Below are 26723 nucleotides of genomic sequence, written 5' to 3'. Positions count from 1 at the left end.
GGCCGCGAGCGCGAGCCGGCGAGCCAGGTCCGGGTCGTCGCCCCGGACCCGTCCCGCCTCGGCGGCCAGGAGTCGTGGCGCCCCCGCGGCGGGCGCCCGGGCCCGGCCCCCCCCCGCGCGGCCCGCGGGCCTGACGGCCACGGTGTCGTAGGGCGTCCGGATCGACGGATCAGGGGCAGGGCGGGGAGTACGGGACGCGGGGCGCGAAGCTCGCCCACTGGTCGGCGGTGATCGGGGTGGTGACCGTGGCGCACATGGTGGCGATCGCGGTCTTCGGGTCGAGCTCCCAGACGGCCAGCGACGGCGTGACGGCGCCGACGATCCGGCGGCCGTCCGGGGTGAAGGCGAGCCCGTCGACGTGGTAGCTGGAGACGTTGGACAGCGACGCGCTCAGCCGCGGCCGCGTCGGGTCCGTCACGTCCCAGAGCTTGATGCCGCCGTCCCAGCCACCGGTCGCCAGCAGGTTCCCGTCGGGGCTCAGCGCGACCGCCTCGACCCAGTTGCCGTGAAGCAGCTGGGCGAGCTTGGTCGGCCGCGCTGGCGCGCTGACGTCCCAGGTCACCACGAAGCCGTCGCCGTCGCCGGCGACGAGCCGCGTGCCGTCGGCGCTGAACGTCACCTCGGAGCCGGACGACGGCAGCTCCAGGTCGGCCAGCATCGCCGGGTCGGCCGGGTCGGCGACGTCCCAGAGGCGGACCCGGCCGAAGCTCGCCGCCGCGACCAGCCGGCCGTCCGGGCTGATCGCGACGTCGTAGACGTCCGGGTCGTTCGGCCCGCCGTCGCCCTGCGGCAGCACCGCCAGCACGGCGGGCGCCCGCGGGTCGGCGATCGACCAGAGCACGGCGGTCTCGTCGATCCCGCCGGAGACCGCCCTGAGGCCGTCGCGGCTCGCGTCGACGCCGGCGACGATGTCGGTGTGCGCGGCGAGCTGGCCGAGCTGGCTGGGCGCCGAGGCGTCGGGCAGGTCCCAGAGCCGGCCGACGGGGTCGCCGCCGAAGGTCAGGATCTGGTGGCCGGCGCCGACGAACGTGACCGAGCCGGTTCCCGCGTCCACCACCGGCAGCGCGGCGACCAGGTCGGGCCCGGCGAGGTCCGCGAGCGCGTGCACGCGGACGTTCGTGCCGTCGGCCTCGGCCACCAGGCTCCCGTCGGCGCTGACCGCGACGGTCACCGGGGCCCGGTCGCCGACGGGCGCCGCCACCCCGGTGGCCGCGAGCACGGCGCCTCGGGTCTGCGGCAGGTCGGCGAGCTGGTACGCGGCGACCGTCAGCTGGGTGGCCAGGCCGGGGTCGGTCTCGCGTCGGGTGTCCGCGTCGACGAGCAGCTGACGGGCCAGCAGGGTCTTCTCCCGGTCCGTCAGCGGCCCCGACGGCGCGCTGTCGACGGCCGTGTCCCGGGTCATGGTGATCGGCACGGCGACCGCGGCGGCCACGACGGCGAGCGCGAGCGCGACGGCCGCCAGCAGCCGGCCGCGCCGGCGGCGGCGGCCCGCGCCGGCCCCGCCAGCCGTCGACGGCCGGGTGGGCCGCGCGACCGGACCGGCCAACGCGCTCGCCGCGACCGTCGCCAGCGTGGCCGTCTCCTCGGCCGTCCCAGCCACCGTTCGCGGCGGCGGGCCGTCCCCCGGCCGGGGCGCCGAGGCCCCACCCTCGTCGTGGCTCATCCCGGCGACCAGCCGCAGCAGGATCTCCCGCGCCGCCGGGCGACGGGCCGGGTCCCGCGCCAGCGCTTCGGCGACGGCCGCCAGCGGCGGTTCCGCCAGCCCGGACAGGTCCGGTTCGTCGAACACGACCCGGTGCAGCAGCACCGCCCCCGGCGTGGTCGGCTCTCCGAACGCCAGCCGGCCGGTGGCCGTGTACAGCACCACCAGGCCCCAGGCGAAGACGTCGGACGCGGTGGTGGCCGGCTGGCCGAGGGCCTGCTCCGGGGCCATGAACGCGGGTGTGCCGACCAGCGTCCTGGCCAGCGACCGGCCGGCGCGGGCGGCGGCCTCGGCGCCCGGGTCGAGGGCGCGCGCGATACCGAAGTCGATGACCCGCGGCCCGAGGGTCGACAGGAGCACGTTGGCCGGCTTGAGGTCGCGGTGCGCCAGGCCGGCGCCGTGGATCGCGGCGAGCGCGGTCGCCGTCGCCACAGCGACCCGGTTCACGTCCGCGGGCGCGAGCGGCCCGTGGGTGGCGACGACGTCGGCCAGTGACGGGCCGTCGACGAACTCGGAGACGATGTAGGGCCGTGGGCCCTCGGTGTCCACGTCCAGCACCCGGGCCGTGCAGAACGAGGGGACGCGCAGCGCGGCCTGGGCCTCGGCCCGGAACAGCGCCCGAAACCGCGGGTCGCTCGCGAGATCCGCCCGAATGACCTTGATCGCGACCAGCTGTTCACCGGGAAGCGCGCCGGCCCAGGCCGCCGGGGCGGCGAGGTAGACGGTCCCCATCCCGCCCTCACCCAGCCGGGATCGGACCTGGTAGCGGCCGATCCACGGCGGGTCGCCCGCGACCAACGGCGTGCCGTACCCCGCCGCGCCGACGGCGGTGCCACCCGCGCCCGTCGCGGCCTGGCCCGGCTCGCTCACGTCACGCACGGGTCGGCGAACGGGACGTCAGGCAGGAGCCGCGCCCAGCGGTCCGCCAGTCCCGGAGCCTGGCCGTCGGCGCAGACGAGCGCCGCCGCGGCGTCGGCGTCCAGCGTCCACAGGCGCGCGAGCAGGTTGGCCGTCGTGACCAGCAGGCCGCCGTCGGCGCTGAACGCCACGTCCTGGCGCACGCCGTCGGACGGCAGCCGGTCCAGCGGGGCCGGACGCGCCGGGTCCTCGACGCTCCACAGGACGATCTCCCCGGTGGCGTGCCCCGCGGCCAGGATCAGGCCGTCCGGGCTGAACGCCACCGTCTGGTAGTAGGCCGAGAACTCCTCGGCGCCGGGGTCCGCGGGCACGGCCGCCACGCCGGCCCGCCTGGGGCTGGCCGGGTCCTCGACGTCGAACAGGGTGACCTCGTCGGCGCCCTCGTCGGTGGCCTCGTCCGTGTTGGCCGCGACCGCCAGCAGCCGGCCGTCCGGGCTGAAGGCCACCCCCTCGATCCCCCCACCACCGGTGATGATGGCGACCCGCGCAGGGGCCGTGTCGGGCGCCAGCGTCCACAGGGCGACCGTGTCGTCCTTGCTGGCGGTCACCAGCAGTTGGCCGTCGGGGCTGAACCGCACGGCGGTGACGCTGTCGGAGTGCTCGCTCAGCACGTCGGCGGGCACCGGGTGCCGGCGGTCGCTGACGTCCCAGATGTGGACGGTGCCGTCCGTTCCCGCCGTCGCCAGGCGGTTGCCGTCCGGCGCGAACGCCACGTCCATCACCGAGTCGGCGTCCTTTCCGTCCATCGTCGCGAGCGGCGCCAGCCGGTCCGCGACGTCCCACAGCCGGGTGACCCGGTCCTGCCCGGTCGTCGCCAGCACCGTGCCGTCCGGGGAGAACGCCACGCCGTAGGACGAGGCGTCGTGGGCCGCGGTGGCCAGCAGCGCCGGCGGCGAGGCGGTGACGTCCCACAGCCGCACGGTCTTGTTGGGGGACGTGGTGGCCACCAGCCGGCCGTCGGGGCTGGGCTCGGCCGACCACAGGTAGTTCTTCTCCTTGGGCAGCGCGCGCCCGGTCAGGCTCGCCAGCGCCACGCGGGCCTGCGGCGTCGGTGCCGCCCGGACGGCGGCCAGCGCGATCCGGGCCGCCGCGGCCGGGTCCTCGGACGCGATCCGCGGCGCCGCCGCCGCGATCCGCCTGGAGGTCTCCCGCAGGTCCTCCGCCAGCGCCGCGTCCGCCGTGGCGTCCGCGCGCAGGCCGAGCGGCACCGCCACGGCGGCCAGCGCGAGCACGGCCACGATCACGGTCACCAGCGCCACCTGGCCCCGGGTCGCGCGGCGGCGCGGAAGGCTCCGCCCGGTGCCACGCCTGCCCCGGCCGCGCCGGGCGTGCGCGAGCGTGGCCAGCATCGCCGACACGTCCTGGTCCAGCTCGTTGCCCGGCCCGGGCCTGGCAACGGGGGCGACCCCGTCGGGGCGGGCGCCGACGAGGCGGAGCAGCAGTTCCTCGGCGGTGGGGCGCTCGGCCGGGTCCCGCGCGAACGCCCGCTCCACGAGCCCGCGCAGCGGCTCGTCGAGGCCGGTCAGCGCCGGGGTCTCGGTGAGGATCAGCTCGATGATCAGTGGCACCGGGGTGTCCGGCCCGCCGAACGGCTGACGACCGGTGGCCGCGGCGAGGATCAGGCCGGCCCAGGCGAAGATGTCCGACGCCGGCCCCACGGCGCCGCCGCTGGCCTGTTCCGGGGACATGTACGCGGGAGTGCCGATGATGCCGCTGTGCTGGGTGAGCGCGGCGGTCTCGTCCCTGGCGACGGCGATCCCGAAGTCGATGACCCGGGGACCCAGCGGGGAGAGCATGACGTTGGCCGGCTTGAGGTCACGGTGCACGACCCCGGCCGCGTGGATGGCCGCCAGCGCGGTCGCCGTCGCGACCGCCAGCCGGTGCAGGTCGGTCGGGCCCAGCGGGCCGCCGCGCCGGATGCGCTCGTGCAACGACGGACCGTCGACGAACTCGCTCGCGATGAACGGCACCGGGCCTTCGGTGTCGGCGGCCACGACCGCGGCCGTGCAGAACGGCTGTACCCGCCGGGCGGCGTCCGCCTCCCGGCGAAACCGCGCGCGGAACTGGGGATGCCGGGCGAGGTCGGGCCGGATCACCTTCACCGCGACCTGCTCGCCGCCAGGGCCACGGCCGAGGTAGACGGCGCCCATACCACCCGCGCCGAGCCGCCGCTCCAGCTGGTACGGGCCCACCTGGCCGAGAACGGACGGCGTTTCCGAGGCCGTGAACACGGTCGATCCCGACGGCTGCCGCCCCGCGGCTGACGAACCCGTCGCGCTGGTCATCTTTCCCCCGACCCGGACCGTCCTTCCCCCGAGACGGCCGTCAGGGCGTAACCGTATCCCAGCGTTCACCCCGGTCGGTCCCTGGTTGTCCCTACGGCATCACCCATTCGCGCGGCTGGCTCAGATCTGTCGCGGATGGCCGCCGCGAGGCGGCGCCGGTGGTCACACTCGAGGGCACAGCCATGGCCTCGGCCGGCTGTCCAGCCGCACACCCAGGGATGAGGCCATGCCACTCGGCAACGCGAAACCGTCCTTCATCTGCGACGGCTGTGACCGGCGCGGGACCGGCCCGATCACGGTCTCGGTCACCGGCCGCCGGTTATGCCCCGACTGCGCGGACCGGCTGACCGGTGCCGCCGCTGGGGCCATCGCCACCTCCGACGGCGGCAACGCGGTGGGCAACGCGATCGCGACGGCCGGGTGGTTCTCCGCGCTCCGCGCCCGCCGCCGGACCCGGCGCCCGTCCGACGGCGACTCCTGACGCCCGACGCTCACGGCGGACCGCCGCCTTCCGCAGGCCGGGTGCCAGAGGCGCCGCCGGCCGGCGACGGACCGACCTGGCGACAGCCGACGGCTACCGGCCCGCGGCACGCAGGGGGCCCGCACACCAACGGTGAACGGCGGCGCGGCTGCGCAGGCGGACGATCGGGAGGTCAGGGCGCCGCTCCCGCAGGGCCAGGACGCGCGGCAGGTTCTTGGCGTGGCCGGACCAGGCCCAGCGGATGACGTGTTCGCGGTCGGTCAGGACTGTGCGCAGCGGTGGCTCGACATTTCCGTTCCACAGCACCTCGTGGCGAATCCGCCGGCGCACGGTGCGGATGGTTACCTGCCGCATGACCGTCCGCCGGGGCAGATCCAGCCAGACCATCAGGTCAGCTCGGTCGGCGAGCAGTCCACGCACGGTGTTGTACTGCCATTCCGTCACCCACGCGGGTCCGGCGCTAAACGCCTCGACATCCGGCACGAATGCCTCCCTCGGCGTCCAGCCGGCACCGTGGTGCAGACCATCCAACTCGATGTGTGGAATCCCGAGTGCTTCCCCCACTCGCCCGGCCAGCGTCGTTTTCCCCGAACCCGACGTCCCCGCCACCAACACCCGCCGCGGCCGCCCTGGCAGGGGATCCGCGGCCCCCAACATCGCCACTTGGCCGAGGATAGCGGGCTGTTCGGCGCCGCTGGAGCCAACTCGACGATCGTTCGTACTTCAGCAGGCGGCTGAGAATCACACTGCAAGGGCCGGGCAAGCGGATCGCGTACTCGAACGCCGCTCCGCGCGGTCTATGCCTGGAGCCGGCCACCGAAGGTCCTGGCGGGTATGCCTCCAACCATCACGTCATCCGGCACGCGGGCAGCACGGCGGACCGCCCGTCGATCCGCGTCGCGGCGCGAGCTCGGCGATGCCGGGGAACACCGTGAGGTACTCCTCGCCCGCCGCCTGATCGACCGGGTAACAGTCGGTCCCGCCGAGCCAGTAGTTCCAGATGCGCGCCGAGTGCGGAACCGAGGTGTCGATCGGGAAAGGCGGGTTCGCGGCCTCGTCCGGGCCCGATGAGCTGGACGCTGACAGATCCTCAGTCATAGGCCATCTCCGCGCGACATTGGGCAGACGGCGCGGCAGCACTATCGCGTAGCGTGGCGGACATACTGCCCATCGCGGCAAGCAACGGCCACGACAAGCCAGAGAGCGCGCCGGGCCAGGGGCGCGCCGAGGCGAGACCTCGGCACGCGCCCCCGGCCCGGTCCAGGTGTCAGGCGGGGTCGTAGGCGAGGTTGGGGCGCAGCCAGCGCTCGACCTCGGCCAGGTCCTTGCCCTGGCGACGCGCGTAGTCCTCGACCTGCTCGCGGGAGACGCGGCCGACGGTGAAGTAGCGGGCCGCGGGGTTGGCGAAGATCAGACCGCTGACGGCCGCCGCCGGGGTCATGGCGTAGGAGGTCGTCAGGCCCATCCCGAACGACTCGGCGCCGAGGAGGTCGAACAGGGCGCGCTTCCCGGTGTGGTCGGGGCAGGCGGGGTAGCCCAGCGCCGGGCGGATGCCGCGGAACCGCTCCGCGTGCAGGTCCTCCAGCGCCGGCGCGGCATCGGGCTCGAACCAGGCGCGGCGGGCCTCGAGGTGGATGTACTCGGCGAACGCCTCGGCGAGTCGGTCCGCCAGCGCCTTGACCATGATCGAACGGTAGTCGTCCTGGTCTGCCTCGAAGCCAGCGGCCAGGTCCTCGGCGCCCTGGATGGAGACGGCGAACGCACCCAGGTGATCGCCGCCGCCCGCGGGGGCGATGTAGTCGGCGAGGCTCCGGTTCGCCCGGCCGGCCGGCTTCTCGCTCTGCTGGCGCAGCATTGGGAAGAGGGTCGTGGAACCGGCCGGCCCGCTCTCGACCACGATGTCGTCGCCGTCGGCGTGCGCCGGCCAGAAACCGTAGACGCCGTGGGCGGTGAACGAACCGTCCGCGATGATCTTGTCCAGCAGCGCGTTGGCCTCGTCGAACAGCTCGCGGGCGACCGGCTGCTCCAGGATCGCCGGGTAGGTGCCCTTGAGCTCCCAGGCCAGGAAGAAGAACCGCCAGTCGATGAACTCGCGCAGCTCGGCGATGCTCGGAGTGAGGGCGCGCGCCCCGGTGAACGCCGGCACCGGGAGGCCCGCGAAGTCGACCTGCTCGCGGTTGGCGCGGGCGGCCGCCAGGGACAGCAGCGGCCGCTGCTGGCGGGCCTCGTGCTGCTCCCGCAGCGTGGCCTGCTCCTCGCGGTTGCGCGCGTCCAGCGCGGCGGCGCGGTCGTCGTCGAGCAGGTCGGAGACGACGCCGACGACGCGGGACGCGTCGAGCACGTGCACGGTCGTGCCCTCGTACGCCGGGGCGATCCGGACGGCGGTGTGCTGCCGCGACGTCGTCGCGCCGCCGATCAGGAGCGGCAGTTTCAGGCCGCGCCGCTGCATCTCGGCCGCGACGCCGACCATCTCGTCCAGCGACGGCGTGATCAGCCCGGACAGGCCGACCGCGTCCGCGCCCTCCGCGACCGCCGTGTCGAGGATCTTCGCGGCCGGGACCATGACGCCGAGGTCGATGACCTCGTAGTTGTTGCAGCCCAGCACCACGCCGACGATGTTCTTGCCGATGTCGTGGACGTCGCCCTTGACGGTCGCCATCACCACCTTGCCGGCGCCCCGGCCCGGCTCGATCCGGCCCTCGGCGAGCGCCTGGGCCTTCTCGGCTTCCATGTACGGCTCGAGGTAGGCGACGGAGCGCTTCATCACCCGGGCGCTCTTGACGACCTGCGGCAGGAACATCTTGCCCGAGCCGAACAGGTCGCCGACGATCTTCATGCCGTCCATGAGCGGACCTTCGATGACCTCGAGCGGCCTGGCCACCTTCTGGCGGGCCTCCTCGGTGTCGCCCTCGATGAAGTCCACGATCCCGTGCACGAGCGCGTGCGAGAGCCGCTCCTCGACGGGCGCCTCGCGCCAGGACAGGTCTGCCCCGCGGCGCGGCCCGGTGGCGCCGCCGCCCGCGGCCCGCAGCTCCTCGGCGAACGCGACGAGCCGGTCGGTGGCGTCCTCGCGCCGGTCGAACAGCACGTCCTCGACCAGTTCCAGCAGGTCGGCGGGGATGTCCTGGTAGACGGCGAGCTGCCCGGCGTTGACGATGCCCATGTCCAGCCCGGCCCGCACCGCGTGCAGCAGGAACGCCGAGTGCATCGCCTCGCGGACGACGTCGTTGCCCCGGAACGAGAACGACAGGTTCGAGATGCCGCCGCTGGTCCGGACGCCGGGGCAGCGCTCCTTGATGCGCGGCAGGGCCTCGATGAACTCCTTGGCGTAGCCGTTGTGCTCGGCGATGCCGGTCGCGACCGCCAGCACGTTCGGGTCGAAGATGATGTCCTCGGCCGGGAAGCCCACCTTCTGGGTCAGCAGGTCGTAGGCCCGGGCACAGATCTCGACCTTGCGGTCGGCGGTGTCCGCCTGGCCACGCTCGTCGAAGGCCATGACGACGACGCCGGCGCCGTAGGACCGGATCTTGCGCGCGTGCTCCAGGAAGGGCTCCTCGCCCTCCTTGAGGCTGATCGAGTTGACGACGCCCTTGCCCTGCACGCAGCGCAGCCCGGCCTCGAGCACGCTCCACTTGGAGCTGTCGATCATGATCGGGATGCGGGCGACCTCGGGCTCGGTCGCGACCAGGTTGAGGAACGTGGTCATCGCCTGCTCGCCCTCGAGCAGGTCGGCGTCCATGTTGACGTCGAGCAGGTTGGCCCCGCCGCGGACCTGCTCGAGGGCGACGTCGACGGCGGCCTGGTAGTTGTCCGCCTCGATGAGGCGGCGGAACTTCGCCGAGCCGGTGACGTTCGTCCGCTCACCGATCATCACGAAGCCGGTGTCGGGGGCGATCTCGAACGGCTCCAGGCCGCTGAACCGGGTGCGCGCGGGCGGCGCCTGCACCGGGCGCGGCGGCACACCCCTGACGGCGGCGGCGACCGCCGCGATGTGCCCCGGGGTGGTGCCGCAGCAGCCGCCGACGATGTTGACCAGGCCCGAGGTGGCGAACTCGCCGAGCAGCTCCCCTGCCTCGGCGGGAGTCTGGTCGTAGCCGCCGAACGCGTTCGGCAGGCCCGCGTTCGGGTAGCTGGCGACGTGGGTGCCGGCGGCGCGGGCGAGCTCGGCGACGTAGGGCCGCATCTCCGCGGCGCCGAGCGAGCAGTTCAGCCCGACGACCAGCGGTTCGGCGTGCGCGACGGAGTTCCAGAACGCCTCGACCGTCTGGCCGGACAGTGTCCGCCCGGACATGTCGACGATCGTCACCGAGATCCACAGTGGCAGCTCGGGGGCGACCTCACTGGCGGCGGCGATCGCGGCCTTGGCGTTGAGCGTGTCGAAGATCGTCTCGATGAGCAGCAGGTCGACCCCGCCCTCGACCAGCGCGTCGATCTGCTCGGCGTAGGCGGCCTTCACCTCGTCGAACGTGACGGCGCGGTAGGCCGGCTCGTCGACGCGCGGCGACAGCGACAGGGTGACGTTGAGCGGGCCGATGGAGCCGGCGACGAACCGGGGTTCGCCGGTCTCGGCGGCGACCGCGTCGGCGGCCTCGCGCGCCAGCCGCGCGCCGGCGACGTTCATCTCCCGCACCAGCGACTGCAGGCTGTAGTCACCCTGGCCGATGCTGGTCGCGGTGAACGTGTTGGTGGTGACGATGTCCGCGCCCGCGTCCAGGTACTGGCGGTGCACGTCGCGGATGACGTCCGGGCGGGTGAGGTTGAGCAGGTCCGGGTCGCCGGTGACGTCGCGCGGGTGGTCGGCGGGGACGAAGCCGCCGAGCCGGTAGTCGGCCGGGGTGAGGCCCACACCCTGCAGCATGGTGCCGTAGGCGCCGTCGATGACGACGACCCGCTGGGCGAGCAGCCCCTTGAGCGCCTCGACCCGCCCCGCCCGCTCGACCGCCTGAGCCCGAGCCGCAACCACGAGACCACCTCCCGCAGACATGTGTGGGAGGCGCCCTTCCGGATGTCCGTGCCAGCCGAGCGTGGCGGGCTCACTCGCAAACCCCGCGGGATGTGACCCGCCCGTGGTGGCCCGTTGCAGCGCCTCTCGACCTGACAACGACCATACTGCGCCGCCGCGCCGGTTCTCCATGGGGACCGCGCCGGCCACGCCGTGTCACCGCAAGGCCCGGGGCACCTGGTCCGGGCACCCACCAGCGGTGGTACGCCACGCGGTCACGGACAGGCCACCAGAAGGACACCCAGACGATAGGTGGCTGGCCTCACACCGTCTTCTTGCTGCGGCTTAATCGGTTGACGGGCCGTTTTGTCGTCGATGACCCTTAAAAAAGTCACACCTTCAGGTCGAGCTGGCCGTGCCCGCCCGTCGTCAAGATCCGGAGGAGGTCCAGGTGGCCGTCGCGACGAGCGGTGTCGCGGATTCCGGAGGTCCCCGTCCCCACCAGCGCCGGGAACGCGGCGAAGGACCGGGCGGGGACGAGCCGCCGGATCCTGAACGCGGCGCGCCACCGATGCCCGCGGCGGCGAGCCGCCGTGGGCCTGCCAGCTCGCTGACCTCCCAGATCAGCTTCGCCGATCAGGCGGGAACTTCTCCGCCGGCCGAGGAGGAACCCCGGCCGCGCTGGTGGCTCGAGCTCGTGAGCATCGCGTCCCTCTACGGCCTCTACACCGCTGTCCGCGGCCTCAAGAGCGACAACCTGGCGTCCGCCGACGCCACCGGCCGCGAGCTGCTGCGCCTGGAGAACCTCTGGCACCTGAACCCGGAGCACACGCTCAACGACCTCCTGGCGCAGGTGACGGCGCTGGCGGTCCCGGCCTGCTACTTCTACGCGACGCTGCACTACATCCTCACGCCCGCGGTGCTCGTCTGGATCTACCGGCGCCGTCCGGGCCACTACCGGGTGGCACGCAGCACGATCCTGCTGGCGACGATCCTCGGGCTCGTCGGTTTCTGGCTGCTGCCGACCACGCCGCCGCGGCTGCTCGACGGCTCCGGGTACCACGACACGATGGCCGAGGTCAGCTCGTGGGGCTGGTGGGGTGGCGACGCGAGCGCGCCTCGCGGGATGGGCGGCCTGACCAACCAGTACGCCGCGATGCCGTCGCTGCACTGCGGCTGGGCCCTGTGGTGCGGCTACCTGCTCGCCCGCCATGCTCGCGGGCGGGTCGTCCGGGTGCTCGGGGCGTGCTACCCGGTCCTGACCACGCTCGTGGTCATGGCGACCGCCAACCACTATCTTCTCGACGCCGTCGCGGGCTTCGTCGACGTCCTGGTCGCCGTCGCGATCGTTCTCCTCGTCCGCCGCGCGTGGCGTCGCCGCTCCCGGCTCACACCCGAAGACGAGCGGCGAACGCCCGGCGGGCCACTCGACCGCGCGCCGCTCCCCGACGGGACCCGCCCGTCCGCCCGCCCAGCCCCGGAGCCCGCCTCCGGAGCGGCCCCCGGCTGAGCCCGGCCGCCTGCCCGCCGCCGCGATGCCACGGGCCCCGGGCCACGCCGCCCCCCGCCCGCCCCCCCCCCCCCCCCCCCCCCCCCCCCCCCCCCGGCCCCCCCCCCGCCCCCCGCGCGGGACGCGACGAGGTTCGCGCCAGGCTGGCCGGCGCCGCGGGCACCGCGGGCACCGCGCGGCTCAGCGCACGGCCGCGAGGAACGGGCTGGGGGTGCCGCTCCAGGAGACGTAGAGCTGCTCGCGGGCGCGGGTGCAGGCGACGAAGAGCGCGCAGCGCTCCTGCTGGAGGTCCTGGGTGTGCGCATAGGGATCCTCGTCGGCCGGCGTCACCGAGCCGTGCGCGGGCACGATCCCCTCGGACACGCCGACCACCGCCAGGCAGCGGAACTCCAGCCCCTTCATGCCGTGCATCGAGCCGACGGCGACGGGCCGAACGGGGGCGGCGCCCCGGCGGCCCTTCAGCTTGGGCTTGCTGAGCGCCCGGGCGATGATCCCCGCGTCGCCCAGCGCCGCGACCGCTTCGTCGACCAGGGTGTTCCTGCGGGCCGCGACCCCGATCTCGGCGGAGTCGATGCCCTCGTCCAGCCAGCGGCGGATCACGTCGACGAGGCCCTTGAGCTCATCGGACGGCGTCGGCGCGGCGACGAGCACCGGGCGGCGGCCGCGTAGTTCGGACCGGTAGCCCGCGATGCTGTCGAGGCCGCCGTCCAGGTCGTTGATCCGCTCGTCCCGCAGCATGCCGAGGCTCCAGGCGAGGATCTCGGCCGTCGTGCGGTAGTTGATGGTCAACCGGCTGGCCCGGCCGGTGACGACGATGCCATGCTCGCGCAGCGTCACCCGGTTGCCGTAGATCCGCTGATGGGCGTCGCCGGCCAGGAACAGGTCGTTCTCGTCGGGACCGACGACGGCGCGCAGCAGCCGCCACTGGACGGGGCTGAGGTCCTGCGCCTCGTCGACGACGACGTGCCGGAACGGCCGGCGGCCACCCCGGGGAACCGGGACGCGCGGCGCGTGCGCGCCGAACAGGTCGGGGCGGACGGCGCCGGCCTGCAGCAGCCGGGTCGCCTCGGCGCAGACCATCGCGTAGGTGACCACACCCTGTTCCCGCAGCCGCGCCTGGAACGCCTCGATGACGGTCCACACCCGGGCGCGCTGCCCGGCGGTCAGTGCCTGGCCGCGCCCGGCACGGGAGGCGGCCTGGTAGCCCGCTATGTCGGTGATCCCATGCCCGAGGATGACCTGGCGCCATTCGTCGGCGACGAACCGATCGCGCAGTGGCAGCCCGTGTTCGGCGAGGATCTGCTGCCAAAGCAAGGTTTCGTCCGAGCCAGCCAGGAGCGGCGGGTTGCCGTGAGCCTCCCGGTAGATCCGGTTGGCGACCTGGTCGACGGTGAGGACCGTGATCCGATCGCGGATCTCGACCTCCTCGGCCAGCAGGGCCAGGCTCGCCTCGATCGTCGACGTCAGCGCCCTCGTGAACGTGGTCAGCAGGACCGGCCCCTCGCCGCCGACCGCCAGATGACGGGCGCGGTGCAGCGCGACGACGGTCTTGCCGGTCCCCGGACCGCCGGTGACGCGCGCCGGGCCGCGGTAATGGCCAAAGGCGACCTTGTTCTGGACGGGATGCAGGAAGACCCGCCACAGGTCGAACGGGTGGCTCAGCATGCTCAGCAGTTCGGCTGGGCCGGAGACGAGCACCACCCGGTCCTGGCTGCGCCTGACCGCGGCGGTGACGTCGTCCGGGTCGAAGCGGGCCCGCCCGGCGGTCGCGCCGTCGGTCACGGCGGGTCGCCGCTCGCCGCCGGAGGTGCTGGTGGCGGCCGCGAGGTCCGCCCAGACCTCCTCGGGGGTCATCCCCGCGGCCAGGCCGTAGAGCACCGACCACTGGCTGTCCGGCAGGAACGCCCTGGCGGCCTCGAGCTGGGCGACGTCGGTGAGTGCGCGGGCGAAGGCGAGCGTCTGGTCGTCGACACCGAGCCGCCGCAGCGTCGCGTCGTCGACACCGGCGAGCAGCCGCCGGACCTCGGCGGCCCGGCTCGCCCAACGGGCCAGCTCCGGCAGGGTCTGGTCGAGGGCGACGCTGTCGCGGATCTCGATCCGGCCGGTGGCCGCGTTCACCGACACCCGGCGCCGCTGCGCCCAGTGGTAGGCGTCGTCATGCGGCAGCACCTTGAGCAGGGTGAACAGGTCGCCGTCGTCGGGAGCGAGCACGACACCGCGCCAGAACTGGTCGATCCGGATCGTGCGCAGCCGGTCGTCGCGCGCGTTGACGATCTTCTCAAGATGCACACCGGCGTGCGTCGCGCGCTCGAACTTCGCGAACGTGTCGGTGACCTTCTCTCGGACGGGCTTGTCCAGCCGCGCGAAATCCAGCAGGAAGTCCCTGTCAATACCCAGCCGAGCCACCCGACCGTCCCTCCCGTCCCCACCTGTGCGCCCACGCGTCGCGGCCGGTTCACGCCAGTACATCGCGGCTTGCGCCGACTCGCGCGCGCTGTCTGAGACCATACGAGCGCTTACGCCGCTATCTGCGGGCTTCATGCCATCTCCGGCATGACGGTGCGCCCATCTGGCGGTTCAGCCTCGAAAGCTCGACCGGTTTCGACCGTCTCCCGCCTCACGGTGCCCGCCAGCCGTCAACGCGTGAGCCTAGGTCACCGCCTCACGGAAATCGAACACCAGTTCGATCGTGTCGCCGCGCCCACCCCCGTGAGCGCGGAACCACTCCCCCGGACGCCGACCGATCAGCCCACACCCGATCCGCGTTCCCTCGGCGACGAAGTACGGGCAGCAGCATCAGATCCGTAACTTTGACACTTCGCCCAGCATCAGCAGGAAGACGTGGAAAAGCTGCCCCACAAGCCGGAATGGCACAACCCCAGATCGACCAGAGAGAACCAAGTCGCCCGCACCACGACGACCCGGCGACGTCGCCGGCACAAGGGCGGAGCCGAGCCGGATTCACCGCGCTGAAGCCGCGCGGCGCGGCACTCTCGGCCGAGACTCCCATCGCCCACAGCCGCCAGATCGAACATATGTTTGATAATCTCGCGGTATGGTCGGAGCGCCGTTCCAGGCATCGCTGCTCGACACGGACCTGCTCGACACGGACCTGAGTTACACGGGCCCGCGCGGCGTGAAGCACGTGACGAGGGTCGGCCCGGTGAGCGCCGGGCTGCGCCGGCACCGGCTGGCCGGCGGGGCGTGGGTCGACGTACGACGGCGCTGGGTCGCCGGCGCCGACCCGCTGTTCGAGCGGCTGCGCGCCGAGGTCCCCTGGCGGGCGGAGCGACGGCCGATGTACGACCGGACCGTCGTCGTGCCCCGGCTGCTCAGCTTCTACGACAGGGGCCAGCCGCTGCCCGACCCCGCGCTGGAGACGGCCAGGCGTGCCCTCGACGAGCACTACGCCCTCGAGCTCGGTGAGCCGTTCGCCACCGTCGGCCTCGCCTTCTACCGGGACGGCCGCGACAGCGTCGCCTGGCACGGCGACCGGACCGGCCGTGGCGCCACCCACGACACGATGGTCGCGATCCTGGTCCTCGGCGCCCCGCGGGCGCTCCTGCTGCGGCCCCGCCCTGGCGGGCCGGCGGACAGGCGGCGCCGGATGCCGTCCGGTCACTCGATGCCGGCCGCCGTGCCGGCCGGTCACGCCGCCACGACGATCCGGCACGAGCTCGGCCACGGCGACCTGCTCGTCATGGGCGGCAGCTGCCAACGCACCTGGGAGCACGCCGTCCCCAAGACCGCCCGCTCCGTCGGCCCTCGGATCAGCGTCCAGTTCCGCCCCCGCGACGTCCGCTGACGCGGGGCGCCGCGGCCGTGTCGGAGAATGGGGCGCTATGGCTAGTCTTCTGCTCGGCCCCATGCACCGGTTCGCCGACGCCGGGCGGGTGACCGTCTGGGTCGAGACCGATGTACCCGGCGACGTCGAGGTGCGGACCGCCGACGGACCGCGGGCCAGCTCGCGGACCTTCGCCGTCGCCGGCCACCACTTCGCGCTCGTGACGGTCGACGGGCTCGTGGCGGGCCGCGTCTACCCCTACGAGGTCTGGCTCGCCCCGGCCGAGGAGCCGTCCGAGGACACCCGGGTCTGGCCCGAGCCGGGGGCGGCCGGACCGCCGAGCCTGCTCCGGCCGGTCGGCGGCGACCAGCCGGTCCAGCTCGTCTTCGGATCGTGCCGGGTGACGGCGCCGCAGGCCAAGCCGTACACGCTCAACTCGACGGAGGACCCGAAGGGGCTGGGGACGGACGCGCTGCACGCCCTCGCGCTGCGGATGGCCGAGACGGACCCTGACACCTGGCCGGACGCGCTCCTGCTGCTCGGCGACCAGGTCTACGCCGACCACGTCTCCCCGGAGACCGCGGCGCGCATCCGGGAACGCCGGGACGTCACCCAGCCGCCCGGGGAGGAAATCGCCGACTTCACCGAGTACTGCTGGCTCTACCAGGAGGCCTGGTCGCAGCCGGAGATCCGCTGGCTGCTGTCGACCGTCCCGACGGCGATGATCGCCGACGACCACGACGTCCGCGACGACTGGAACATCTCGGCGTCCTGGCGCGCGTGGATCCTGGCCCAGCCCTGGTGGGACGCTCGGGTCACCGGCGGGATCATGGCCTACTGGCTCTACCAGCACCTGGGCAACCTCGACCCGGAAACCCGCGCCGCCGACCCTGTCTGGCGCGCGGTGGCGGACCTCGCCGCTCAGGGCGAGGACGCCGAGGAGGTGCTGCGCGTCTTCGCCCGCCGAGCCGACCGACTGGCCGATCGCGGCACGCCGGTCGGCGACGGCCCGGACGGGGACGGCGACTCGGGCGGCATCCCCGGGTCACCACGCTGGAGCTACCGGTGGGATCTCGGCCGCACGCGGCTGATCGTGATCGACTCCCGGCTCGGCCGGGTCGTCGCCGCCGACGGCACCCGAAGGATGGTGAACGACGCGGCCTGGTCGTGGATCGAGGAGCAGACCCGGCACTCCGGCGAGGTCGACCACCTGCTGCTGGGCACGTCCGTCCCGTTCCTCCTCACCGACATGATCCATAACGTGGAGGCGGCCACCGAACGGGTCGCCGCCGGCCGGTTCGGCCGGGTGGTCGCGGCCGGCGCCGAGCGCGTCCGCCGGACCCTCGACCTCGAGCATTGGGCCGCTTTCGACCACTCCTTCCGGAAGATGTCCCAGTTGCTGACCGCGGTCGCCACCGGCGGCCACGGCCCAGTCCCGGCGAGCGTGGTCGTCCTGTCCGGCGACGTCCACCACGCCTACCTGGCGCGGGTACACGCCGACGGCGACGCCGCCCCCATCTGGCAGGCGGTCTGCTCCCCGTTCCGCAACCCGCTCGGGCCAGGTATCCGGCGTGTCGACTCCATCTCCCGCCGCCGTTTTCCGGCCGCGGTCTCCGGCCGCCTGGCCCGCCTGCTGGGCGCCAAGGCTTCCCCGCTCGACTGGACGGTCACTCATGGGCCTTGGTTCGACAGCCAGCTCGCCACCCTTCGGCTGGACGGCCGGACGGCGACCCTGCTCCTCGAGAAGACCGAGCCCGACGGCGAGCCTGGGGGTCTCGACGAGGTCCTACGCGCGCCCCTGACCTGACGCCCCGGCGCCGGCGAGGCCGCGGCGGGTCACGCCGTCGGTCCGGCCTGCCGGCTCCGGAGAGGCCGGGCCGCTCGTTGGCCCGTGCCGTGTCCGGCCAGGTCCTGGAAGACGTCGTCGACGGTGACCGCGGTAATGGCGCGGCGGAGCCAGCGGCCGAGCTGGTCCAGGTCGGCGCAGGCGAGGATCTGCTCGCGGGCCGAGGCAGGCACGGACACGCCGCGCTCGTCGAGCACGACCAGCACCGAATGCCTCCTGTCCTCAGCGCGACCCTCGGCGCGACCCTCGGCGCGACCCTCGGCGCGGCCGTCGGCACGTGACCGGGCGTCGAGCTCGCGGTAGAAGTCGCTGTAAAACCTGTGGCCGGTGGCCCTGACCATGTAATCCTCCCAACGTACGCGGGCACCCGGAGGCAGCCCGGCGCGCACTATGTCATCGTAGGAGATAGCCGTCTCGCGGCTAACCGTTTCCAACACCGCCGCGAGCGCTGGGAAGAACTCGTCGATGTCGGCGTCCCCGCCGTGGCAGATCGCCGAGAACACCGTGAACGCCGGGTCGGCCCTGGCCTCCGCGACGTCGACGATCCGCGGTACGTCGAGCGGCGAGAAGATGATCGGCCGCAGCGGCACGAAGCGGTCCTCGGGGTCGAACAGCTTCTTGTAACGCTCGGCGACCGCGGGATCCGAACAGTAGACCAGCAACACGGTCCTGACCCGGAGCCTGACCGTCATGTGTGCCACATAAAGCAGCCAGGTCCACTGCTTCTCCGGATCCCAACGGCGCTGCACCTCCAGCACGACTCCCAGCTCCGGCCGGCCGTCGAGACCCCTGTACAGCTGCGCCCCGTCAGCGTGGTAGGTGCGCGGCGCCATCATCCGCATGGCCGTGCTCTGCTCGACGACGTCGCGGGACTCGGGGGCCTTGTGCCCGAATCTCGACAGCATCCTGACCACCACGTCCGCGCCCCTCATGGCCATCTCGACGGCCGCCTCATGCTCCCCACTCGGCATGCCGACAACCATACGGAATTCGGCCTCGAAAGGGCAAACAGGAAACCGCGAGCGACGTCTCTTGGAACTCCTTTCTCCCGTCGCCTACGAAAATTACCTGAAGTGCATCCTAACCGCCAACGCGACGGACGACGAGCCAATGGGCAAACATCACCATCGACAACGACTTCGAGCGCTTGTAAAACGACAGAAGAGCGCTTGACGAGCGCTATTGCGAGAATTTGCCGCCGACTTCGAGAACAACGGCCTTTCCCGGTCCGGCCGCGGGCCTCCTCACCACGGCACGGGGCCGGTCCGGTCGAAGAAGAGGCCGGGGACCGAGTCGGCCACGCAGGCCCGCACGATGGCGTCGCTGCCCTCCGCGACGGTCTGGATCCCGGCGAAGTCGTTCAGCGCGGTCGCGGTGTAGCCGGGATCGACGACGCGGACGCCGACGTCGGGCAGCGACTTCGCGTACATCGTCGCGACCATGTTCAGCGCCGCCTTGGACGACGGGTACACGAGCCCGTGCAGGGTCGACTCCAGCCGGTCCGGGTCCGTGGTCACCCCGAACGAGCCCATCCCGCTGGACACCATGACCAGCCGCGGCGCCGCCGACTCCCGCAGCAGTGGGAGGAAGGCGTGCGTCATCCGGACCGGGCCGAGCAGGTTGACGCCGAAGACGGCGAGGAAGTCGGCTGGCACGGTGTCGGCGGGAGTCTTGCGGACACCGCCGATTCCTGCGTTGTTGACCAGCACGTCCAGGCCGGTGCCCGCGGCGCGGACGGCGGCGAGGGCCGCCGCGACGGAGCCGTCGTCGGTGACGTCGACCGGCAGGACGCGGACGTCGGCGCCGGCCTGCCCGGCGACGATCGACGCCGCGGCCTTCGCGCCGAGTTCGGTGTCGCGGGAGCCGAGCCAGACGGTCCAGCCAAGCGCGGCGAGGCGGCGGGTGGTCTCCAGACCGAGGCCCTTGTTCGCCCCGGTGATCAGCACGGTTGTCATGGGACCAGCGTCGGACGACGCGGCGAAGGGCGGGAGGGCCGCGCGGTCGTGGGACCGGCGGTACCACCCTGCGCGGCCCGCCGCGACGGCGAACCCGCCTCGATGCGCGGTGGCGCGGGCATGCTGGACGGGTGAGCGTCGACCGCGCGGGGCTGGCCGCGGCGATCCGGCGGGCCAGGGAGCGGGTCCAGCCGGCGGATGTCGGCCTGCCCGCCGGCCCGCGCCGGTCGCGCCGGGTCGCCGGGCTGCGCCGCGAGGAGCTGGCCATGCTCGCCGGCATCAGCGTCGACTACGTCATCCGGCTGGAACAGGGCCGTGGGCCCCAGCCGTCGACGCAGGTCCTGGGGGCGCTCGCCCGGGCGCTGCGGCTCGACCCGGCCAGCCGCGACGAGCTGTTCCACCTGGCCGGGTGGGCGCCGCCGGCACTGGGGACGATCGAGCTGCACGTCCGGCCGAGCGTGCTGCGCCTGATCGACCGGTTCGTCGACCTGCCGGCGATGGTCGTCAGCGCCAAGGGCGACATCCTGGCCTGGAACGCCATGTCCAGCGCGATGCTCGGTGACTGGTCGGTGCTGCCGGCGGAGCGGCGCAACATCAATGTCCTGCGCTTCCTGCCCGACGCGGCGACCGACGCGGGCCGTGCCCGGGTCGGCGAGACCGACGAGGAGCAGGCGGCGACGGCGGCCCAGGCGGTGGCGGCGCTGCGGTCCGCCGCGGCCCGGTACCCGCGGGACCCGGGCCTGGCGGCGCTGCTCACGCGGCTGCGCGCCGGTTCGGCCGACTTCCGCCGGCTCTGGGAGAGCGGGGTCGCCGGCGGCTGGCGCAGCCATCGCAAGACGGTCGTCCATCCGTCGCTGGGCTCGCTGACGCTGGACTGCGACACCCTGCACGTCCCCGACGTCGACCAGGCGGTGGTCGTCTACTCCGCCCCGCCCGGCTCCCGAGAGGCCGAGGCGCTCGCCCTCCTGCGCGTCCTGGGCACGCAGCGCTTCGCCGCCGAGGCAGCGGCCGTCAGGGCCGCCGAGCGGCCTTCCCGGCCTCCGGAAGGGGAACGGAGCGATCCATGAGCGTGCCGGCCCTCGCGCGGCGGCGTGCCCGGGGCGGGGCCGGCGGCCGCGCGCGTCAAGGCGTGGGCTCGCGGTGGTCCGCGCCGCGGGGACAAAGTGGCCTTCCGGGCCTAAACCGGCAGGGCTGCTAGGTTGCCGGCCATGCCACCCGCGTCACGGCCCGCGCCCGGAGCCGGGCCCACCACGGCGGGCCTGCGTGAGGCGGTCTCCAGCGCCACGTTCGCGCGGGGCGCGTCGTACGCGCGGTGCGGCAACGTCGTCGACGCCCGGTGGGACGAGGCCGCCGGCAGGCTGGTCGGCCGGGTGGAGGGCAGCGGGCGCAAGCCGTACTCCACGATCGTCCATTTCCGCGGCAACGGGGCGTCTCGCCGGTTCGACGGGGGCGTCTGCTCCTGTCCGATGGGCGTCGACTGCAAGCACGCCGTCGCGCTGGTGCTCGCCGCGGCCGCTTCTCCCGAGGGCGACGGGCCCGCGTCGGCGGCCTCCCAGGCACTGGAGACCATCGCCGCGGGCGCGCGGCGGGCGGGCGCGGTCTCCGTCGGCCTGCCCGCCGGGCGGCGCGGCGCCGCCGGGACGGCGCGGGCCGCGCGGGCGCCCGCCTGGGAGCGCTCGTTCGGGGAGCTCCTCGGCCCGGTGTCCGACGACGGCAAACGCGCCCGCCACCGCCCCGCGTGGACGCCGCCGCCGTCCGGGACGACGCCGCTCGCCGTCGAGCTGAGCCTCGTCAAGGACGACGCGGGGCCGCGGGTGACCGCCCGGCTCGTCAGGCAGGGAAAGACCGGCTGGGTGGGCGCCGTCGCCTGGGACCAGCTCAGCACCTGGCACCAGGTGACCGAGTACGTCCCCGCGCACGTCCGGCTGCTACGGGAGATGTTCGCCCTGTCCAGGGCTCAGCAGCAGTCGTACGCGTACGGCCACCACCGTGGCGACGCCCGGCGGCTGGACCTGTCCACGTTCGGCAGCAGAGGGCTGTGGGCCCTGCTCGACGAGGCCGAGACGCTCGGGCTGCGGCTGGTCCACGGCCGCGGGAAGCTGGGCGACGTGGCGCGCTACAGCCACGGCGAGCTGGTGCTCGACGTCACCCGCGAGCCGGACGGCGGGAGTGCGCTCACGATCGCCCCGGTGCTGCGCCTCGACGGTCAGCTCGCGCCCCGGATGACGCCCTTCTCGTTCCTCGGCGAGGACGGCAACGGTGTCGTCTACGTCGACCAGGCGGACGTCGCCGCCTCCAAGGACCACCGCGGCTGGCGCATCCGGCTGGCCCGCCTCGCCGAGCCGGTCGACGCGCCGTTGCGGCGGATGGCCCTCGCCGGCGGACGGCTCGCCGTCCCCGCCGCCGGGCAGGCCCGCTTCCGTGCCGCGTTCTACCCGCGGCTGCGCCGGTTGGCGCACGTCGTCTCCAGCGACGGCTCGTTCGACCCGCCCGAGGTGGCGCCGCCCACGCTGGTGCTGCGGGCCGCCTACGGCGAGGGCCACGAGCTCGACCTGTCCTGGGAGTGGGCGTACGAGATCGACGGCGAGCGGCTGCGCGCCCCGCTGCTGCCGGAGCCCCTGGGCGACGCCGCGCCGGCGGGAGCGATGGGCGGGTTGCGCGACGTCCGCGCCGAGCAGAAGGTGCTCGCCGCTCTCGACCTGCCGCCCGCCGCCGCCGAGCTGCTCACCGCCGCCCGGGACGCCGCCGAGGCCAGGCGCCTGGCGGCCGGTCCTGACGGCGCCGTTCCCGTCGGCGCGACCGGCCAGGCGATGCTGGCGGCGCCGCCGGCGAGGCGACTGCGCGGGGCCGAGACGATGCGGGTGACGACCGAGGTCCTGCCGCTGCTGGCGGAACGGCCGGGCCTGCGGGTAGAGGTCGACGGCGAGGCCGCGGACTACCGGGAGGTCGGCGACAGCCTGCGCATCGCCGTGTCCACCGACGACGTCGACGGCGACACCGACTGGTTCGACCTCGGCGTCACCGTGACGGTCGACGGCCGCGAGATCAACTTCCGGGACCTCTTCGTCGCGCTCGACCGCGGCGACGAGTACCTGCTGCTTTCCGACGGCGCCTATCTCAGCCTGGGCGATCCCCGGCTCGCGGCCCTGCGCCGGCTCATCGAAGAGGCCAGGGCGCTCGCGGACCAGCCCGGTGAAGGTCTGCGGATCAGCCGGTTCCAGGCCGGCCTGTGGGACGAGCTGGCCGCGCTCGGCGTCGTCGAGCGGCAGGCGTCCGCCTGGCGGGAGCAGGTCGGCGGGCTGCTCGCGCTCGCGGCGCCGCGCGCCGACCTCGCGGCGCCGGCGTCGCTCGCGGCGACCCTGCGCCCCTACCAGCTCGACGGCTTCCGGTGGCTGGCGTTCCTCTGGGAGAACCGGCTGGGCGGCGTCCTGGCCGACGACATGGGCCTCGGCAAGACCCTGCAGACCCTGGCCCTCGTCTGCCACACCCGTGAGGCCGCCACCTGCGCCACCGGGACCAGCCCGACCTCGGCGCCCGCCAGGGCCGCCGCCCCGGCGGGGGCCAGCGAACCCGCGGAGGCCAGCCGGGTCGGCGTCCCCGCCGAGACGGGGCTGCGGGCCATGGACGAGGAGGCGCGCGCGCCGTTCCTCGTGGTCGCGCCGACGAGCGTCGTCGCCAACTGGGCGGCGGAGGCACGCCGGTTCGCGCCGGGCCTGCGGGTCGTCACCATCGCGGACACGCAGAAGCGCCGTGGCGCGGCGCTGCGCGACGCCACCGCCGGCGCCGACATCGTCGTCACCTCGTACACGCTGTTCCGGCTGGAGATCGACGACTACGCGGCGCTGGCCTGGTCGGGCCTGGTGCTCGACGAGGCGCAGATGGTGAAGAACCACCAGTCCAAGGCCTACCAGTGCGCCCGGCTGCTGCCCGCGCCGTTCAAGCTCGCCATCACCGGCACTCCGATGGAGAACAACCTGATGGAGCTGTGGTCGCTGCTGTCGATCACCGCTCCCGGGCTGTTTCCGAACCCGGCCCGGTTCCGCGCGTACTACGCCCAGCCGATCGAGCGGGCGCACGACCCGGAGCTGCTTGCCCGGCTGCGCCGAAGGATCCGGCCGCTCCTCCTGCGCCGCACCAAGGAGCAGGCCGCGCCCGAACTGCCCCCGAAGCAGGAGCAGGTGCTCGAGGTCGACCTGCACCCCCGCCATCGCCGGCTCTACCAGACCCACCTGCAGCGGGAGCGGCAGAAGGTCCTCGGCCTGGTGGACGACCTCAACCGCAACAGGTTCACGATCCTGCGCTCGCTCACGTTGCTGCGCCAGCTGAGCCTGCACGCCGGCCTCGTCGACGACACCCATGCCGACCTGCCGTCCACCAAGATCGACACCCTGGTCGAGCAGCTCGCCGACGTCATCGGCGGCGGGCACCGCGCGCTCGTGTTCAGCCAGTTCACCGGCTTTCTAGGCAAGGTCCGCGACCGGCTGGACGCCGTCGGCCTCGAGCACTGTTACCTCGATGGCAAGACGCGCGACCGGGCGAGCGTGGTGGAGCGGTTCACCTCCGGGTCCGCGAGCGTGTTCCTCGTCAGTCTCAAGGCCGGCGGCTTCGGCCTGAACCTCACCGAGGCCGACTACTGTTTCCTGCTCGACCCGTGGTGGAACCCGGCGACGGAGGCGCAGGCGGTGGACCGGACCCACCGCATCGGCCAGACCCGCAACGTCATGGTCTACCGGCTGGTCGCCCGCGACACCATCGAGGACAAGGTGATGGCGCTGGCCGCCCGCAAGGCGCACCTTTTCGCCAGCGTCATCGACGACGGCGGCGCCTTCGGCGCGAGCCTCACCGAGGACGACGTCCGCCACCTGTTCGCCTAGCGGCGGCCGCCGCTCCTCGGCCGCCCCACCGGCGAGGGTCCGGAGCCGGCTCCGTCGAGGCCGCCTGGCCGGGAGCCCACGGCGTCCAGCCAGCGCCGCGACCGGGCCACGGCCAGGCCGCGATCCGGGAGCCAGGAACGACGATCACCGGAGTCAGCCCCCGCGCGGATCAGCGCGAGCCTGGCGGACACGGGATCCGGCGAGTGACTGCGACCCCGGTCGACAGGCGCGCCGAACCCGACGACCATGACGTCGCGCGCGCACCGCCCTGACCCGACACGGAGCGTGATCATGGTCAAGTTGGAGAACCTGCTCTGGCGGCTTCCGCTGCGGCCACCGCCGGGCGAGCCGACGACGAGCGGCCCCGCCGACCGGGACCGCTGGCGGCCCGGCCCCGTCGAGCTGTGGGGCTGGCTGTGCAACGCGATCATCCCGTCGCTGCTCGCTTCCGCCGGCTCCCCCTGGGACGCGGCCCGGGAGGTGGGCAAGGACATCGAGACCCGCGGCCACGACTTCGCGTCCTGCGGCGCCCGGGCCCGTGACCTGCTGGTGGCGCCGTTCCTGGAGGCGGCCACGCGCCACGAGCCAACCGGGGCCCGCCCCTGGACGCGGGCCGCGGTGACCGTCGTCGTCCGTAACAGCCTGCTCGGACGAGAGCACGCGCTCGGCCGGGTCGGTGACGACGACGTCGCCGTGCTCACCGCTTCGATGACCTGGGCGCTGAGCCTGTTTCTCGCCCTGCACCCCTGCCCGGCGGACGAGGATCGGCTGGCCGGCGTCTTCGCCGGCCTGGACGGTGCCGGACGGACCGGTGAGGCCGGCCCGGTGGCCACCTCCGAGCCCGCCACCGACGCGGGCGGCTCCACCACCGAGCCCCCAGCGGCCGAGCCAGCTGCCGGCACGGGCACCGACGCCGGGGGCTGGGCCCGATGACGGCCCTGGGCCCGACCGGGGGCCTCGGTCAGGACGAGTGGTGGAACCTGGTATGCCGGCTGCTCGTCCCGCGGGCGCTGGCGGAGGCGAGCGGCCGCGACCCGGTCGGCGCTCGCGAGGTGGGTGAGGACATCGCGGCGCGCGGCCGGGCGTTCGCGGAGTGCGGCTTCGCTTCTCGCGACACCGACCGACGACCTACCGCGGCCCGGGAGCCTGGCCCGCCCGCCGGGCCCGCGGCCACGGGCTGACGCGGTTCGGCCACGATCCGGGACTGCCACGCCTCCCACGCACGGTTGGCGGGTCCGGGGACGCTCTCACCGCTCGACGGTGACCGACTGGAGGCGGGCGCCGCTGACCGGCCGGCCCTTGGCCTGGTCTCCGAGGATGCCGGGATCGACGAGACGGTCCAGGATGTCGAACCCTTCAGTGATCCTGCCGATGACCGTGAACGGGCCGGCCAGCTGACCGATGCCCTGCCCGTCCCGGTTGGCGAAGCTGATGATGAACTGAGCGCCGTTGGCGCCGGCACGGCCCGTGTCGGCCATCGCGATCACGCCGTAGCCGAAGTCGGTGTCCTCGGTGTTCTCGGCGTCGTAGTAGAAGCCCGGCGAGCCATCGCCGCCGGTGCCCGACGGGTCGCCGCACTGCAGGACGGCGAACCCGGTGGCGGGGTTGTCCATCTGCCAGGGGCATTCGCTGCCGTCGTAGTACCCCTGCTGGGCTAGCTGGTACACGGCATAGACCGCGCACGGCGCCTTGTCCGCGTCCAGCGTCGCCGTCATCGTGCCCTGGGCGGTCTTGATCTGCATCGTGAACCGTCCCTCAGGCTCCCGCGAGGCCGGTCGCGGCAGGTCGGCCCCACGCCCGACCGGTGGGGTCGAGAAGTAGCTGCATCGGCCAGCGGTCGTGCCCGTGCCCGTGTCGTCGGCGCTCTTCGGGTCCTGGGTGACCTCCGCGGGAGGACCGGCGTTGGTCGCGGGCGGCGTGGCCAACGACGTGGTCGGCACCACGCCGCTGCCGCTCGGCTCGTCGTCGTCGGACATCGCGTGGACGATCGCGAGCGAGATGGCGGCGACCAGCGCCGCGAGCAGGATGACGCCGACGACGAAACCGACCGCGATCACGCCGTGGGGCCGCCGACGCCGGCCGCCGGGGACGCCGGGCGCCGGCCCGCCGCCGGACGGGTGCCGCGGCCCCGTGGCGGTGCCCACCGGCCCAGGGCCACCGGCCGTCGGGGGCGGGATCGCCGCGGGTGGCCCGCCCGGCGCCGACGGCCGCGGCCCGGGTGGCATGGTTGGCCGCGGCGCGGGTGGCGGCGGGTGCATGGGACCGCCGGGCGCTGGCGGCGCCGGGCGCCCCAGCACGGGCAGCGATCCCACGGGTGGGCCGGCCGGCGCCGGCCACTGCCGGGCCGGCCACGGCGCCGGTACCGCGCCGGGCGCCACCGCCGGCGCCCGCCGCGCGGGCCGCGCGGCCCCCCAGTGGGTAATAAA

The 26723-nt window shown here is 74.0% G+C and carries 16 protein-coding genes and 1 pseudogene; 8 read left to right on the top strand and 9 right to left on the bottom strand.

The window, feature by feature from the left end:
- Positions 1 to 169: 169 nt before the first annotated feature.
- Entirely contained in the window at positions 170 to 2572 is a 2403-nt protein-coding gene (locus I6A81_RS45080) for a WD40 repeat domain-containing serine/threonine protein kinase (RefSeq protein WP_203010325.1), read from the bottom strand.
- A complete protein-coding gene (locus I6A81_RS25375; RefSeq protein ID WP_203007158.1) occupies positions 2569 to 4851 on the bottom strand; it encodes a WD40 repeat domain-containing serine/threonine protein kinase in 2283 nt (760 codons plus the stop codon). The genes I6A81_RS45080 and I6A81_RS25375 overlap by 4 nt, the downstream gene beginning before the upstream one ends.
- A 280-nt stretch (positions 4852 to 5131) precedes the next feature.
- Between I6A81_RS25375 and I6A81_RS25370 the strand changes: the two genes are divergently transcribed.
- A complete protein-coding gene (locus I6A81_RS25370) occupies positions 5132 to 5386 on the top strand; it encodes a hypothetical protein (protein WP_203007157.1) in 255 nt (84 codons plus the stop codon).
- A gap of 93 nt (positions 5387 to 5479) precedes the next feature.
- Here I6A81_RS25370 and I6A81_RS25365 read toward each other — a convergent pair whose 3' ends face one another.
- From I6A81_RS25365 to metH, 3 genes and pseudogenes are all read right to left on the bottom strand, one after another.
- Positions 5480 to 6043 (bottom strand): P-loop NTPase family protein, encoded by a 564-nt coding sequence (locus I6A81_RS25365; protein ID WP_203007159.1) that lies wholly within the window; start codon positions 6041 to 6043, stop codon positions 5480 to 5482.
- Between the two features lie 246 nt (positions 6044 to 6289).
- A pseudogene (locus I6A81_RS25360) lies at positions 6290 to 6484 on the bottom strand (SAM-dependent methyltransferase); the annotation flags it as partial.
- Between the two features lie 169 nt (positions 6485 to 6653).
- A complete protein-coding gene (gene metH, locus I6A81_RS25355; protein WP_203007156.1) occupies positions 6654 to 10370 on the bottom strand; it encodes a methionine synthase in 3717 nt (1238 codons plus the stop codon).
- Between the two features lie 409 nt (positions 10371 to 10779).
- Here metH and I6A81_RS25350 point away from each other — a divergent pair, with 409 nt between their 5' ends.
- On the top strand, positions 10780 to 11838 hold the full coding sequence (locus tag I6A81_RS25350; RefSeq protein WP_203007155.1) for a phosphatase PAP2 family protein: 1059 nt from the start codon (positions 10780 to 10782) through the stop codon (positions 11836 to 11838).
- Between the two features lie 180 nt (positions 11839 to 12018).
- Here the strand turns inward: I6A81_RS25350 and I6A81_RS25345 are convergent, their stop codons facing one another.
- Positions 12019 to 14244, bottom strand: coding sequence for a UvrD-helicase domain-containing protein (locus tag I6A81_RS25345; RefSeq protein ID WP_203006560.1), 2226 nt, complete (start codon positions 14242 to 14244; stop codon positions 12019 to 12021).
- Positions 14245 to 14893: 649 nt separating this feature from the next.
- Between I6A81_RS25345 and I6A81_RS25340 the strand changes: the two genes are divergently transcribed.
- Together I6A81_RS25340 and I6A81_RS25335 are read left to right on the top strand one after the other, a co-directional pair.
- Positions 14894 to 15643, top strand: a complete 750-nt coding sequence (locus tag I6A81_RS25340; protein WP_203006559.1) for an alpha-ketoglutarate-dependent dioxygenase AlkB — start codon at positions 14894 to 14896, stop codon at positions 15641 to 15643.
- A 37-nt stretch (positions 15644 to 15680) separates the two neighbouring features.
- The gene (locus I6A81_RS25335; protein ID WP_203006558.1) at positions 15681 to 17429 is read left to right on the top strand and encodes an alkaline phosphatase D family protein; all 1749 of its coding nucleotides are present in this window, start codon (positions 15681 to 15683) and stop codon (positions 17427 to 17429) included.
- A gap of 29 nt (positions 17430 to 17458) precedes the next feature.
- Here I6A81_RS25335 and I6A81_RS25330 read toward each other — a convergent pair whose 3' ends face one another.
- Complete coding sequence (locus I6A81_RS25330; protein ID WP_203006557.1) at positions 17459 to 18439, bottom strand: hypothetical protein; 981 nt, start codon at positions 18437 to 18439, stop codon at positions 17459 to 17461.
- A 273-nt stretch (positions 18440 to 18712) separates the two neighbouring features.
- Positions 18713 to 19423 carry an SDR family NAD(P)-dependent oxidoreductase gene (locus I6A81_RS25325; protein WP_203006556.1) on the bottom strand — a complete coding sequence of 237 codons (711 nt, stop codon included), beginning with the start codon at positions 19421 to 19423 and terminating at the stop codon, positions 18713 to 18715.
- Between the two features lie 131 nt (positions 19424 to 19554).
- On the opposite strand from I6A81_RS25325, the gene I6A81_RS25320 reads away from it, so the two are divergent.
- From I6A81_RS25320 to I6A81_RS25305, 4 genes are all read left to right on the top strand, one after another.
- On the top strand, positions 19555 to 20490 hold the full coding sequence (locus tag I6A81_RS25320) for a helix-turn-helix transcriptional regulator (RefSeq protein ID WP_203006555.1): 936 nt from the start codon (positions 19555 to 19557) through the stop codon (positions 20488 to 20490).
- A gap of 141 nt (positions 20491 to 20631) precedes the next feature.
- Complete coding sequence (locus tag I6A81_RS25315) at positions 20632 to 24297, top strand: DEAD/DEAH box helicase (protein WP_203006554.1); 3666 nt, start codon at positions 20632 to 20634, stop codon at positions 24295 to 24297.
- Positions 24298 to 24588: 291 nt separating this feature from the next.
- Entirely contained in the window at positions 24589 to 25230 is a 642-nt protein-coding gene (locus I6A81_RS25310) for a hypothetical protein (protein ID WP_203006553.1), read from the top strand.
- Complete coding sequence (locus tag I6A81_RS25305; protein WP_203006552.1) at positions 25227 to 25478, top strand: hypothetical protein; 252 nt, start codon at positions 25227 to 25229, stop codon at positions 25476 to 25478. The genes I6A81_RS25310 and I6A81_RS25305 overlap by 4 nt, the downstream gene beginning before the upstream one ends.
- Positions 25479 to 25544: 66 nt before the next feature.
- On the opposite strand, the gene I6A81_RS45750 is transcribed toward I6A81_RS25305, so the two are convergent.
- A complete protein-coding gene (locus tag I6A81_RS45750; RefSeq protein WP_203006551.1) occupies positions 25545 to 26441 on the bottom strand; it encodes a peptidylprolyl isomerase in 897 nt (298 codons plus the stop codon).
- Positions 26442 to 26723 lie beyond the last annotated feature (282 nt).

It is taken from the genome of Frankia nepalensis (assembly GCF_016786325.1).
In the GTDB taxonomy this organism is placed as follows: Bacteria; Actinomycetota; Actinomycetes; order Frankiales; family Frankiaceae; genus Pseudofrankia; species Pseudofrankia nepalensis.
This window is presented reverse-complemented; position numbering and strand designations above follow the sequence as displayed.

Coding starts and splice junctions, on each gene's coding strand:
- I6A81_RS25370 (WP_203007157.1), top strand. CDS start 5,132: ATGCCACTCGGCAACGCGAAACCGTCCTTCATCTGCGACGGCTGTGAC.
- I6A81_RS25365 (WP_203007159.1), bottom strand. CDS start 6,043: ATGTTGGGGGCCGCGGATCCCCTGCCAGGGCGGCCGCGGCGGGTGTTG.
- metH (WP_203007156.1), bottom strand. CDS start 10,370: ATGTCTGCGGGAGGTGGTCTCGTGGTTGCGGCTCGGGCTCAGGCGGTC.
- I6A81_RS25340 (WP_203006559.1), top strand. CDS start 14,894: ATGGTCGGAGCGCCGTTCCAGGCATCGCTGCTCGACACGGACCTGCTC.
- I6A81_RS25335 (WP_203006558.1), top strand. CDS start 15,681: ATGGCTAGTCTTCTGCTCGGCCCCATGCACCGGTTCGCCGACGCCGGG.
- I6A81_RS25330 (WP_203006557.1), bottom strand. CDS start 18,439: ATGCCGAGTGGGGAGCATGAGGCGGCCGTCGAGATGGCCATGAGGGGC.
- I6A81_RS25325 (WP_203006556.1), bottom strand. CDS start 19,423: ATGACAACCGTGCTGATCACCGGGGCGAACAAGGGCCTCGGTCTGGAG.
- I6A81_RS25315 (WP_203006554.1), top strand. CDS start 20,632: ATGCCACCCGCGTCACGGCCCGCGCCCGGAGCCGGGCCCACCACGGCG.
- I6A81_RS25310 (WP_203006553.1), top strand. CDS start 24,589: ATGGTCAAGTTGGAGAACCTGCTCTGGCGGCTTCCGCTGCGGCCACCG.
- I6A81_RS25305 (WP_203006552.1), top strand. CDS start 25,227: ATGACGGCCCTGGGCCCGACCGGGGGCCTCGGTCAGGACGAGTGGTGG.